The sequence below is a fragment of the Xylanibacter oryzae DSM 17970 genome, from assembly GCF_000585355.1.
GTDB lineage: Bacteria > Bacteroidota > Bacteroidia > Bacteroidales > Bacteroidaceae > Prevotella > Prevotella oryzae.
On sequence record NZ_KK073873.1, the window covers coordinates 2,929,999 to 2,944,545 of the forward strand.

The following is a 14,547-nucleotide window of genomic DNA, read 5'->3' on the forward strand; positions in this document are numbered from 1 at the left end:
CTTAATTATAGAGTACATATTGAGATATCTTGTGCGCTTACTCCTAAATTAAATAACATTGCGGCTAATGTAATAAAGAATTGTTTTTCAAAATAGTATATTAATAAAATTCAAAAACGATAGCGATAATATAATAAGAATATTTCTTTGATTTTGCCTGAATGTTATGAATTAGAATATTCTTTCTCTATGAAATCTTTAGGTAATATTCCGAATTCTTTTTTAAAGCATTTGGAAAAATACTTAGGCGTATTGAATCCCACTAACATTGACAATTCAGTAACTTGGATGTATGGATTCTCCCTTACAATTTGACATGCCTCTTTCAGACGCATACTATTAATGAAGCCTGTAACGTTCTGTCCTGTTAAAGCACGTATCTTATTATATAGAGAAGATGAACTCATGCACATATCAGAAGCGAATGTTCCGCGGTCATAATCTGCATCTTTAATGTGATTCTGTATGCAGACTACAGCTTTTTGTATGAAAATCTCATCAGGACTGCTATAATGTTGATCAGAAACCTTAAAATAAGTTTGTTTGCAGAATTTTTTTCTTATTCGTTCACGGTTGGCAATGATGTTGTCAATGCGTAGTTGCAAGTCTTCTAATTTGAAAGGCTTTGTTATATATTCATCAGCACCTATTGAATAAGCCTCATTTCTATCCTCATCAAGAGTCCTTGCTGTAAGCATGATTACAGGCAATTGTGCGTAATCATCGCTGTTTTTAATTTTTTGTGTTAATTCAATGCCATCCATAACGGGCATCATAACATCAGAAATTACGATGTCAAGTTCCTCTTTACATATTATGTTATAAGCCTGTTTGCCGTTTTTCGCCTTAAACACTTTATATTTTCTATGTAACAGACTTCCCATAATTTCCAGCAATTCTTCATTGTCTTCCACAATAAGTATCCTATAAAAGTCTTCATCATTGACAGGTTTCTCTTCTTTGTCTATTTCTATAGCGCTTACTCCATTAATAGTCTTAGTATCCTTATCTATAGCTTTTGCATTATTGCTTGTATCTATTTCAGATTCTTTATAGTAATTTTTGGATATAGGTATTTTTACTGTGAAAATTGTACCCTTATTCTCTTCACTTTGGCAATTTATTTTTCCGTGATGGAGAGTTATCAAATCATGTGTAAGTGATAAACCGATACCTGTACCTTCTGTTCTCATCTTTCGGTAATCTCCATCAAAGAATCTATGATATAGCATTTTCATTTTTTCTTTTGTTATGCCAATGCCATTATCTGCTATTACAAGTGTCGCATAAATGCCGTCGGTTGTCACAGAAACATTAATATTGCCATCTTCCTGTGTGTATTTTATTGCATTTGATAAAAGATTATAAATAATTTTATCCAGTTTGTCAGAGTCAAACCATGCATAAATTTTATCTTGAGAGCACTTAATCTCAAGTGACAATCTTTTCTTTTTTAAAAGAGGCATCATGTTATTACATTCGATGCGTACGAATTCACATAAATCTTTCTTTGAAACTAATAATTTAAGTTCGCCTGCCTGCGATTTCCTTATTTCCAGAATCTGTCTAAGTAGTTTTGTAAGTTTATGTATATTTTCTTGAATCATATCGTAATTTTTTGTGAATGATGGAGATTCTTCTCTTAAATAGTCAACAGAAGCTGAAATAACAGTTAAAGGTGTAAGAAGTTCATGGGTAATATTTGTGAATATAACCGCCATATGAAGTCTGTTTTTTGTCTTAAGGTAGTTCTGATACCACTTTAAAGAGAAATAGATTATTCCTATTATTAATAAAAAATATAAAATCATTGCCCACCATGTAGCATAAAAAGGTGGTAATACTTTTATTGTAACTGTATATGGCATCTCATGCCATTCTCCAAAACTATCTGCAGCTTTTAGATGTAATTTGTATATTCCTGATGGGAGGTTCTCAAAAGTGGCTCTTCGTAGTGATGCATCCCTATATTTCCAATCCTTGTCGTACCCTTCGAGTTTGTATGCGTATTTGTTATGTTCTGGATTTGAATATGATAAAAGGGCAAATTCTATGCTAAACTTTTCGATTCCAGATGGAATAGTTATACTTCTTGTGAATGTAGGTGATACTTCAGACACCATTTTAATTAATGAAGAGTCTAACGATGAATAATTTTTATCATCAAGTATAAGATTTGTTATGATAAGATTTTTTTTAAGGTTGTCATAATCTTTCAAGGCTTTAGGTGGAAAGAAAGAAAAGAAACTTTTAGAATTCCCGAAAAACAGTTCATTATGATAGCGGAATGTGGCGTTAGGTTGGAAAAGCATAGAACCCAAACCATCTTCTTCACCGAAACTTGTTACATCTGGAGTATTTTTACCGTTGAACGATAATCGTATAAAAGATTTTTCGGAAGTAAGCCACAGTGTCCCGAAAGCATCTTCGTTTATAGCAAGTACTTTGTCACCATCGATATGATAAATACTGTTTACAGCAATAAATTTGTCTTCTGAATATGAATATCTAAACAGTCCACCACTGTGCGATATAGCCCAAAGTCTATGGTGCGAATCTTCAAAGCAGGTTGTTGCGTCGTCAACAGCATAATTTTTATTGGTAGGGCAATATTGATGGTATACTAAAGTTTGTGGCCTGTATGGATTACCGCTGATACGTATTATACCTTCATCTTCTGTTGCTATCCAGATATGTCCTTTATGGTCGCCACTGATAGCTCGAACTTCGCAATTTGATAAGATCTTATTTTTTTCTATCATTTTGAGCATAATACCAGAATTATTGGGATAAGCAATACAAATTCCAGAACGTTGTCCTATCCACATTGTATTATCTTTTGCTTGGTATAGAGAATTTACATAATTGTCTTTAATGAATGTCGAATTTTTAGAATCATAGGCGTATGCTCCTCCTCCTTTTCTTATTACCATAATGCCATAACTGTTATTAGCAAACCATATATCCCCATTATATCTTTGTACGATAGATGAGAAAGTGGAATTAAGCATTTCTTTTTTTATGTTGGACAATCCATTTATCTTATTACCAAATAATTCACTTCCTGTATTACGATTGTATAATGCTAATCCGAATGGTTTAAGTCCTAGCCAAATGTATTTTCCATCTTGCGTAAAGATAGAACATACAGAATTTATCTTAAGTGGGAGATTCCCTGTATTTACGTTCCATACTCGAAAAAAGGAAGGGCGCGTATTTATCTGTATTATACCATCATAAACAGTTTCCAGCCAGATATTACCTTTCCCGTCTGTAATCATATCAGTATTGAATTCTAATGATTTTGGATTAGGAAACCCTGTGTTAGTGAAATTTTTAAAACCACTTTTTTCATTGTAAAGGTCTATAATACTGATACCTTCTCTTGAACAAGCCCAGATTGTATTTGAAATAGGATCTTCTATTATTTTATAATATGTATTGAATACATCATTCCGATTATTGTAACAACGTATACGTGGATTATTGAAGTCTAATGGATTATTCATCATTAGTATGCCATGCCCCCAAGTACCAATCCATAATCTATTTTTTCTGTCGATATAAAGAGAATATGCTTTATTGTCACCATTAATAATAGGATATCTGTAGAGAACATGTGAACCAATATGGAATCTAAAAAGTCCTGTATTCCATGTACCTACATACATGTTACCATAATTATCTTCTATTATTGATTTTACACTATAAGAACTTTGTATACGATGTCTTTTACCGTTAGGTTCTTGTACAAAAGTGTTATTGAAATTAACGAATCTATCTTTTTTCTTGTCGTAATAATTTAATCCGCCATCTGTTCCTGCCCATATTGTACCATCACGTGATGTATACAAAGTATATATTATTCTTTGTATTTTATAAGGTAGAAAATATGATTTGAAAGTGTTGTTTCTTCTATCTATTTTGACGATGCCGTTGTGGGTACCGATCCATAAACAATTGTTATGGTCTTCTGTAATTGACATAACATAGTTATTAGGAAATATTCTAGGTGATGAAACATCAGAGCGATATGTATTTATGTTATATCCATCAAAAGATTTCAATCCGGAATTAGTTCCTATCCACATCATTCCAGTATGATCAAAAAATATACAACGTAATTCATCTGAAGGTGATGCTTTGGTAAATCGCATGACCCTGTATTCGAATTTTTGCGCATTTGAAATGAAAGGGAATGTTATTATTAAAAGTATAATTAGTAATTGTTTCATGGTATTTATAGATTGTTTTTACGTCGCAAAGTTAATATTTCTTTTCTAAATAATGTTTTTTATATATGAAATACTTATTAGTTCCCTTTAAATAATGATATGGAGACATCAATTAATGAAGGTTAGTATAATTTTGCATTCAGATAATTTAATCTATAAAATTTATTGTTAATGAAAAATGCTTATTTAAAACACACGCCTAAGAAGATCATCTTTTTGGCGGTAATGGTAACAAGTTTGGGATTTATGCCACAAACAGCAAGAGCATATCAAGCTCCACAAAAGGTTTCTCAGTCAATGAAATTGAAAGGAACTGTATTGGACCGTAACGGAGAACCAATAATAGGTGCAACTGTTATGATAAAGGGGCTAAAGTCAGGAACAGTTACAGATTTCAATGGAACTTTCACAATTGATAATTTGTCAAAGGGAACATTAGTCATTTCGTATGTAGGATACAAGACGAAAGAAGTATCTTTTCAAGGTTTAGCACCAATAAGTATAACATTAGTAGAGGATGCAAAATCGCTTGATGAAGTAGTTGTGGTAGGTTATGGTACACAGAAAAAATCTGATATGACAGGTTCTGTTACATCTATTTCTAAAAATCGTCTTTCAAAATTACCTGTATCTAATGTGTTGCAGGCTGTACAAGGTGCTGCTGCCGGTATTACAATTACTCAGGCTTCTTCTATTCCAGGTGAAGCACCTACGGCATTGGTTCGCGGTCGTAATTCGATAAATGCAGATTCTGGACCATATGTAGTAGTAGATGGTGTACCAATAAGCAAAGCAGGCGGTAGCCTTAATGATATTAATCCTAATGACATAGAGTCTATTGAAATATTAAAAGATGCTTCTGCTGTAGCTATTTATGGTACTAATGGTGCTAATGGAGTAATATTGGTAACCACTAAACGCGGTAATAGTGGTAAACCGACAATTCGTTATAATGCATATCTAGGAATAGAAGACTTTGCACATAAGTTAGAGCCAGGTTCTGCTTCTCAAGTATTACAGAGGTATAAAGATTATGTAGCTCAAAATGCTGGTGAAAAAATGTATAATGATGATGTCCGTTATGAAAATGAAGTAGATAATTTTAAGAATGGCCATACTACTGACTGGCTTGATGAAGTAACCCAGACAGGTGTCATTACAGATAATAATATTAATGTATCAGGTGGTGCAGATAATGTGCAATATTATATATCGGGTGATTTCTTGGATCAGAAAGGTGTCGTGAAAGGATATAATTATAAACGTTATTCTTTGCGTATGAATATTGATGCCAATGTCACAAAATGGTTAAAGATAGGTACAAGTTCATATATAGTATCACATAATAGGGATGGAGGTCGTGCCAATTTGTTGAATGCTACAGCAATGAGTCCTTATGCAAAAGAATATAATGATGATGGTTCTTATTGTATATACCCTATGTATAGTGAGCAACTTTGGAGTAATCCTATGTTGAATACTACTACAAATCCTGAACGCCGTCAGTGGAATATTAGTATGAACGGTTATGCCGAAGTTAATTTTGGAAATATTTTAAAACCACTTGAAGGTTTGAGATATAAATTAAATGCAGGATATAGTTATGTTCCTGTAAGAAATAATTTATATCAGGGAGAGTCTGTTAACAATCTTACGGGTTATGCAGAAATTCTAAATAAGGAAACTCAATCAAGAACAATAGAAAATATATTGTCTTACACTCGAGATTTCAGTAAACATCACATTGACTTGACTGCTCTTTATGCATCATCTCGACGTCATTATCAGGAAGATAAAGCAGCTGCAAGTAAGTTTATCAGTGATAACCTAACATGGAACAATCTTGCTGCAGGAGCTACTCCGGCTGTATCATCTTATGCGGATTTGTATACAACAGTATCACAAATGGGGCGTATCAACTATTCTTATGATAGTCGTTATTTGTTTACTTTTACAGTAAGACGTGATGGTTCTTCTGTTTTTGGAAATAATAATAAATATGGAACATTCCCATCAGTAGCATTAGGTTGGAATATTTCTAGAGAAAGTTTTATGAGTAAATGTCAGAATTGGCTTGATAACCTGAAATTGCGCGCTTCTTATGGATTGTCTGGTAATGAGGCTATCGGTGTTTACCAGTCGTTAACAAAGATGGATAGTAATTCTCTTGCAATGGGAGGTGCGTCTCAGACAACTCTTGGTGCAAATACTGCAATGGGAAACTCTGGCCTGTCATGGGAAAAAACAAAAAGTTTTAACGTCGGTATTGATTTTTCTGTGTTAAATGGCGTAATTAGTGGTACTTTTGATGGATATACATCACAGACAACTGATTTGCTGTTGAAACGCAATTTACCTGATATTTCAGGTTATAGAACTGTTTATTCGAATATGGGTAAAACTCAAAATTATGGTATTGAAGCAACCTTGAATACTCATAATATAACGACAAAAGATTTCACATGGAGCAGTACCATCGTTTTCTCATGGAATAAAAACAAAATTAAAGATCTTTATGGGGACGGGAAAGACGATATAGGCAACCGTTGGTTCATTGGCAGTCCAATAGGAGTTATTTATGATTATAAGAAAGTAGGCATCTGGCAAGAAGATGAAATAGCAAGAGGTGATCAGAAAAATTGGGATCCTGTTGCTCAAGCTGGTGATGTCAAACTTGCTGATTTAAATGGAGATCATAAAATTGATGATAATGACCGTACAATCCTAGGACAAACCACTCCTAAATGGATTGGTGGACTTACTAATACTTTTACGTATAAGAACTTTACACTGAATGTATTTATTCAGACAGTACAGGGCTTAATGAAGAATAATACTGAAATTGGTATGGCGGCTGATGAAATGGGACGACGTAATGGTCCTTCTGAAATAGGATATTGGACACCTGAAAATAAGAGTAATGAATGGCGTTCTTTGAGTAAATCATCTAATAAACATGGATATGGATTCCCTTGCGATGCAAACTTTACTCGAATCAAAGATATTACACTAAGTTATAATTTCCCATTGCAGATAGTTTCTAATTTGGGTATTGGTGGTTTGCAACTTTATGTAAGTGGACGTAACTTGGCAACATTTACAAATTGGATAGGATGGGATCCTGAATCTTCTCAATATGGACGCGGTTCTGACAACTGGGAGACGAACTATCCTGCAACACGCAGTTGGGTCTTCGGGATTAATCTTACTTTGTAATTAATGATTATATTAATAAAAATGACTGAAAAATAGAATTATTATGAAAATAAAATATGTTTTTACTTTAGCTGTAGCATTGACTTGTATTATTACTACAACGTCATGCAGTGACAGTTATCTTGATGAGAAAGTTTATTCATCCTATGTACCGGGAAATACAGATATAAAAACAATAGAAGCTCAGTTGGTGGGATTGCACCGTACCTTTGCTTCCATTTGGGGATGGTCTAGTAATCAAGGTTTTGTAGCTTGTTTCCAAACAGGCACAGATGTGGCTTCTGCTGGTGATGAACAAGGAGTTGAAAGACCATTCCATCAATATGCGGAACTGAATAATGAAAATGATGGAGTTAGTTTCTTATGGCAGGAAATGTATGAAATTATTAATAACGCTAATTTGATAGTTTCCGCATTGGGTGAAAACCCTTCTGGGCAACAGATACAAGAAGCTGCTGAAGCACGTTTCTTCAGAGCCTATGCCTATAACATGCTTGTCACACTTTGGGGTGATGTTCCTTTGGTTACATCGTCAACAGCAGTTCCACGTACTGATTATACACGCCAACCGATAACTGATGTTGATAAACAAATAGAAGAGGATCTTAATTATGCTATGGATAATCTTCCTGCTGTTGGGAAAGCTGTCCATGAGAGTCGTGCAAATAAAGATTTCGCAAGAATGCTAGCAGGAGAAGCTTTCCTACGTATGGGTATGCGTGATGCTTCTTATTATAAAAAAGCCGAAACAGCTATAGATCCTGTTATAACGGAAGGGAATTATAAGCTTATTTCTGCTCGTTATGGTAAGTTCTTAGGTGAAGGTGGCGATTATTATCATGATATGTTTCGCTGGGGAAATGAACGCCGCTCTCAAGGCAATACAGAAGGAATATGGACGTTTGAAATGGAATATAACCGTGATGTAATAGGTGGAACTATTGATAATCCTCAACAGCGTAGAATATGGCAACCTGCTCTTCATAAATATTCTGGTATGCAGAATTGTGATTCTCTTGGAGGTCGTGGAAATGGTAGGTTGCGTTTGAGCAATTTCATCAAATATGGCCTGTATGAAAAGGGTGATATAAGAAATTCGAATTATAATATACGTCGCGTGTTTTATTATAATAAACCTGGTTATAGTGAAGAGATAGGCATTGACAAAGATGGATTCAAAGTGGATAAAAACAGTCCAGATGCGGTTAAAAAAATAACTTTAAAGACAGGTGATAGAGTAATAGTAGGCAGAGGTGACTCATTAAATGTATGCTATCCATATACAACAAAATGGGGCGGATATGATACTACAGATGATTTTGGATACGCACTTGTAAAAGATTGGCCAATAATGCGTTTTGCGGAAGCTTATCTGTTACGTGCAGAAGCTCGTATGCGACAAGGTAATAATGATGGTGCTGCTGCAGATATAAATGTTTTAAGAGATCGCGCATTCAAAGATTATCGTATACAGACAGGTAATGTATCTGCTGGCAAGGTTAATGCTTCACAGATAAATATAGATTTCATTCTCGATGAACGTGCACGTGAACTTGTTGGTGAGGAAAATCGTCGTGTAACTCTATGCAGAACAAATACTTTAGCTGAAAGAATCTTGAAAAACGGAGATGTTGTTCCTGCTGCTCCTGAAAGCAAGGTGATTACAGGATTCCAAAGTTTCAATTCTTTATTGCCAATACCATTATCAATTATTCAGTTGAATAAAGATGCTGTAATAACACAGAATGAAGGATATGGCAAATAATAGATTTGAGTTGTAAAAGATGTATTAATATGAAATGAAAGCGGGATGATTAATTTTAATTGTCCCGCTTAAAAATAAAGAACAAACATTTATTATAATAACAAGTATCTTTCCTTTAAACGATAAGATGAAAATAAAGATAGTTATAATATTTTATAGTCTCATATCTGTTTATTTCTTTTCAGGTGAAGCAGGTCTTAAAGCGAAAACGGCTAAAGAAAACATGTATGGGAATATTGTCCAATATAAGTTCGTAAAGGAATCTGATATGAAATCCGACTTATTGCAGATGTTGGCAAATTTTTCTCTTTATATGAAAAATGATTTTATAGAGAATAAGATGATGAATTCGGTAGGTGAAAAGATTGGATGCTTTGGTGGTGAGGATACCATGGGGAGTGGAGAAGCAGGTGTCAGAACGAACGCAGACCTTTCAATGGTTTGCGCTTTTATGGTAAAGTATGGTAAAGGTAAAGTTGCCTTACCCAATGGCGTCTCGTGGAATGATATAGAAAAAATGGCGATGGAATCTTTGTCATATTCATATTCATCCCATAAAGCGAACAAGCTTGTACGTTGTAGAGATGGCAAATATTGGGGGTCAATTAGTGCAGAAGATTATACATGGGAGAGTTCTTTGTGGGCTATGTCGGCTGCTTATTCAGCATTTTTTCAATGGGATAAACTATCCTCTATTCAAAAAAAATACATAGAGAATATGCTTAAATCAGAATGTAACTATGAATTACATCGTTCCGTACCTACCGGTTATGATGGTGATACTAAGGCTGAAGAGAATGCATGGGAGGTGGATGTATTAGCCGTGACATTGGGACTTTTTCCCAATGATAGTATAGCTCCTTATTGGTTTAATAAGTTAAGGGCATTTGCAATAAATAGTTATTCACATATTGAAGATTCCAAAGATAAAACTATTATAGATCCATTATATGACAACAAAACAGTTGCAGATTTTTATGTAGGCAAGAATCTTTATGATGATTATACATTGCAAAATCATAATTTTTTTCATACTAGTTATCAGAATGTTGTAATACAGGAGCTTGGAGAGGCGGCTTTAGCTTTGGAATTATTCCAGAAAACTATATATGGTAATGTAAGATGGAAAACTAACGCACTAATGCATAATAATTCAAAGGTAATGACGCATGTCCTTAATTGGTTGGCCTTAGCAGATGGAGAACTTGCAATGCCAAATGGTAATGATTGGAGTCTTTTCTTGTATGACCAGATTACATCATATACAACAAATGCATGTTTCTTACGTGATCCAGATGCCTTAATGCTTGAGAATTTAGCATACAGAAATATATTGAAGCGTCAGCAAACAACGGAAGATGGCAGTTGGCTGTTACGACCTGATGTTGGAGCACGTCGTATGGGGGTTGAGGCTCATCGTGTAATGATGACTTGGCTTATGCATGACGTTCGGTCAACTAATGATATACAGCCTACAAATTGGATTGATTTTCGAAACAGATATTCAAGAGCGAAATTGTTCGACAGTCAAAACATAGTCAGAGCATATACAAAAGACAGATTTACATGTTTTAGTTGGAGTTCTGGGATAAAAAGTTATACGGGATATATTGGACTTGATACTAAGGAGCAAAATAAAATTATAGTTCCTTTCAAAGATCATAATACAGGAAATTTTATAGGATGGTATGATGTGGACTCTACAAGAATCAATGCTGTCCCTGTTATAGCAGGTATTTATAAATTGAAAGGAAATTCATATACAATGAATGGTGAATTGTTGACAAATGACAAAACACTTGATAATAGATTTTCCATATATTCAACTCCTGGAAATGCGATAATATATCTTGATTATGTAGTTGGCTTAAGATCTGGAGTCATAAATAAAGAGCGTGGTGGCCTAATGGGGATCAGCACAGATCAATTTACTAAAATTTCGCGTAATATTTATTCCAAGGATTCTGTAAATGCTGATGGAAACTCTTTTATAAATATAAAAAACGATTGGGTTAATATAGATAATCTGTTCGGCGTAGTTTGTCACAATAATAAAAATATTGGCTTCGGAGATAATTCTAATAATAATTCTATAATGACATCCAAATTATATGCTTTTTGTTCCGATGAAAAAAGGCCATTTAGCATAGGAAAGATTGTAGACAGACGTAATGTCATATATTATAGCAAAATTTCTTCTATAGAAACAAAAGAAATGAGTAGAAAATTGATCGTACTGAAAGATTTTTTACCTTCTGGATGGAATGGAGTTATAGCACCAGATCCAGATGGGAGATATTATATGTTACTTTCTAATTTTAATGGTAAAAAGCGCTGTCACCTTTATGATATTAAGTGTGAGCTTGGTGCACCGATATTTGGCGGTAAGACATCTGTTTATAATTCATCATCATCAGCTAGTTTTCTCATTCCATTAAATCATTCAGAAAGTAATTCTATAGACTGTTTTGTTGAAGGTTCTGGGATTGATATATATAATAAACAAAATGGAAAAGAACTAAAAATCAATAATATGGGAAATAGTAATAAAAGAATAAAACTTATTATTGTTAAGGATAATGGCTTATATTCGAGGACAATTAATGTTAAAAAGCGGAAGAGCATTATTGTTCATTTATAATATGGTCGTATTTTTGGATAATGATAATTAATATTGAATTTAAGATAAATAGTATGATAAAGAAAAATTTTAAATTAGTGTTGTTGCTATTGTTTATTTTTATGCCGGGGCAAGCATTAAAAGCCAAATGCAATAAAGTCATAAACGATAGATCTTATTGGGTAAGTTTGCTATGTAAGATGGCAGAGCCCGTATTGAAAAACATGTCTGAAGGAACGCTGCAGAAGAACATGCGTCTTGAAGTGAGTCCTACTTGGGATGGTAGGGACAAGCGTGTAGCTTATATGGAATGTTTTGGAAGACTTATGGCAGGCGTTTCTCCATGGCTTACACTGCCGGATGACAATACGGCTGAAGGAATGAAACGTAAGCAGATACGTGAATGGGCTTTAAAAAGTTATAAGAATGCAGTAGATCCTAAAAGTCCCGACTGTCTGTTGTGGCATGGACAGGGGCAGACTCTAGTGGATGCAGCTTATATAGCAGAGAGTTTTTTAAGAGCTTATAATCAACTATGGCTACCACTTGATTCTGTAACCAAACAAAGATACTTAGATAATTTTAAGGGCCTTCGCGCGATAGACCCACCATATACTAATTGGGTATTGTTCTCATCTACAATAGAAAGTTTTATTGCTAAGGCCGGTGGTGGTTATGACCAATATAGAGTGAATTCGGCAATACGCAAAGTAGAGGAATGGTATGTGGGAGATGGATGGTATTCGGATGGTCCTGATTTTGCATTCGATTATTATAGCAGTTATGTATTCCATCCTATGTATCTTGAGACATTACAGGCGATGAAGGATGCAAAGGCGCATACACGTATAGATTATGCTAAGTATTATGACAGAGAACTGAAACGTGCACAGAAATTCAGCATCGTTCTGGAGAGATTTATATCACCTGAAGGTACTTTCCCGGTGTTTGGACGGTCTATACCTTATAGAATGGCTACAATGCAACCTTTGGCACTTATGGCCCTATATCAGAAGTTACCTCAAGAACTGACCAACGGACAAGTACGTGCTGCATTAACTTGTGTGCTCCACCGTATGTTTGACGGTCATGAAAATATAAAAGACGGATTCCTTACAATAGGCTTCTGTGGAAGTCAGCCCAATATAGCCGATTGGTATACAAACAATGGAAGTTTGTATATGACATCTTTGGTATTCTTGCCTCTAGGTCTGCCTGCAAATCATCCTTTCTGGACTGATGCACCTGCCGACTGGACTCAAAAGAAAGCATGGGGTGGTCTTGATTTCCCGAAAGACCACAGATGGGCAGATGATATAACAACAAAAGATCTGTTTTAAGGGAAAATACGTGAAAGACCTCTTATAATACGAAATATACCCCGCATTGTTATTGTATATTGACATAACTTTGCGGTCGTTATACTTCTAATTATGAGAACAAAACTTATTATTACATTATTTACTTTGATAGTATCCTTGCCGACAAATGTTATCGGCAAGGATCATTCAAAAAAGTTTCATCCTGGCGCTTTATGGCCCGATAATAAAGGGATCCATATAAATGCCCATGGAGGAGGAATCCTTTATTATAAAAGGACATATTATTGGTTTGGTGAATATAAATCAGATACCACTAGCGCTGCTATGGTTGGAGTAACATGTTATTCGTCTAAAAACCTATTAGATTGGACTAACCGTGGTGTGGCCTTATCTGTTTCGGATGATGAAAATAGTGATATAGCCAAAGGCTGTGTGTTGGAACGTCCGAAAGTTGTCTATAATCAAAAAACGAAAAAGTTCGTTATGTGGTTCCATTTGGAACTGAAAGGTAATGGATACTCTGCAGCACGTTATGGAGTAGCTACCAGTAATGTGGTAACTGGTCCTTATCATTTTTTGTGTTCAGGAAGAGTCAATCCCAATGTATATCCAATAAATTTTAGTAAAGATGATTCCATTTCAATCAGAAATCAATATTCAAATTTAATTTCACTGAAATGGTGGACACCAGAATGGTATGATGCTATTAAGAAAGGTCTATTTATGTTTAGAGATTTGCCTGGAGGACAGATGGCTCGTGACCAGACCATATTTGTGGATGATGATAATAAAGCATACCATATATATTCATCAGAAGACAATTTGACACTGCAAGTTGCAGAACTTTCTGATGACTATACTTCGCATACAGGTAAATATGCTCGTATTGCTCCATCTAATATGAATGAAGCACCTGCGATATTTAAAAAAGATGGTATCTATTGGATGATAACAAGTGGATGTACAGGTTGGGATCCAAATGAGGCAAGAATGTTTATGGCAAGACATATAATGGGTCCATGGACACAACTCCCAAATCCTTGTATTGGCGCAGAATCTAAAATAACCTTTGGTGGGCAGAGTACATATATATTAAGAGTAGAAGGTAAAAAGAATGCATATATCTTTATGGCTGATATTTGGCGACCAAAACATCCAAGTGATGCAAGATATATATGGCTTCCAATTGATTTTAAAGCGGGGCGACCTGTAATACAATGGAGAAGTGAATGGCAACTAGATTATCTTAATAAATAAACGCCAAAATACGAAAAACACCCTTGATTATACGAAAAAATCCCTCATAAGTCTGCTGCATTTATGATATTTTTGCAGAGTAGACAAAATAAAATCGCTTTTTTAAGCGAATGAAATATTATCTGTTAACAC

6 protein-coding genes are annotated in these 14,547 nt (G+C 34.6%); 5 read left to right on the top strand and 1 reads right to left on the bottom strand.

The window, feature by feature from the left end:
* Nucleotides 1-164: 164 nt before the first annotated feature.
* Nucleotides 165-4,235 carry a hybrid sensor histidine kinase/response regulator transcription factor gene (locus tag XYLOR_RS11900; protein ID WP_036879878.1) on the bottom strand — a complete coding sequence of 1,357 codons (4,071 nt, stop codon included), beginning with the start codon at nt 4,233-4,235 and terminating at the stop codon, nt 165-167.
* Nucleotides 4,236-4,406: 171 nt separating this feature from the next.
* Between XYLOR_RS11900 and XYLOR_RS11905 the strand changes: the two genes are divergently transcribed.
* The 5 genes from XYLOR_RS11905 (at nt 4,407) to XYLOR_RS11925 (ending at nt 14,415) form a co-directional block, all read left to right on the top strand.
* Nucleotides 4,407-7,451, top strand: coding sequence for a SusC/RagA family TonB-linked outer membrane protein (locus XYLOR_RS11905; protein ID WP_084608608.1), 3,045 nt, complete (start codon nt 4,407-4,409; stop codon nt 7,449-7,451).
* Nucleotides 7,452-7,494: 43 nt separating this feature from the next.
* The gene (locus XYLOR_RS11910; protein ID WP_036879881.1) at nt 7,495-9,216 is read left to right on the top strand and encodes a RagB/SusD family nutrient uptake outer membrane protein; all 1,722 of its coding nucleotides are present in this window, start codon (nt 7,495-7,497) and stop codon (nt 9,214-9,216) included.
* Between the two features lie 127 nt (nt 9,217-9,343).
* A complete protein-coding gene (locus XYLOR_RS11915; RefSeq protein ID WP_211242080.1) occupies nt 9,344-11,857 on the top strand; it encodes a hypothetical protein in 2,514 nt (837 codons plus the stop codon).
* 53 nt (nt 11,858-11,910) lie between these two features.
* The gene (locus tag XYLOR_RS11920) at nt 11,911-13,176 is read left to right on the top strand and encodes a DUF2264 domain-containing protein (RefSeq protein WP_084608660.1); all 1,266 of its coding nucleotides are present in this window, start codon (nt 11,911-11,913) and stop codon (nt 13,174-13,176) included.
* A 93-nt stretch (nt 13,177-13,269) separates the two neighbouring features.
* The gene (locus tag XYLOR_RS11925; protein ID WP_036879883.1) at nt 13,270-14,415 is read left to right on the top strand and encodes a glycoside hydrolase family 43 protein; all 1,146 of its coding nucleotides are present in this window, start codon (nt 13,270-13,272) and stop codon (nt 14,413-14,415) included.
* Nucleotides 14,416-14,547: the final 132 nt, after the last annotated feature.

Coding starts and splice junctions, on each gene's coding strand:
- XYLOR_RS11900 (WP_036879878.1), bottom strand. CDS start 4,235: ATGAAACAATTACTAATTATACTTTTAATAATAACATTCCCTTTCATT.
- XYLOR_RS11905 (WP_084608608.1), top strand. CDS start 4,407: ATGAAAAATGCTTATTTAAAACACACGCCTAAGAAGATCATCTTTTTG.
- XYLOR_RS11910 (WP_036879881.1), top strand. CDS start 7,495: ATGAAAATAAAATATGTTTTTACTTTAGCTGTAGCATTGACTTGTATT.
- XYLOR_RS11915 (WP_211242080.1), top strand. CDS start 9,344: ATGAAAATAAAGATAGTTATAATATTTTATAGTCTCATATCTGTTTAT.
- XYLOR_RS11920 (WP_084608660.1), top strand. CDS start 11,911: ATGATAAAGAAAAATTTTAAATTAGTGTTGTTGCTATTGTTTATTTTT.
- XYLOR_RS11925 (WP_036879883.1), top strand. CDS start 13,270: ATGAGAACAAAACTTATTATTACATTATTTACTTTGATAGTATCCTTG.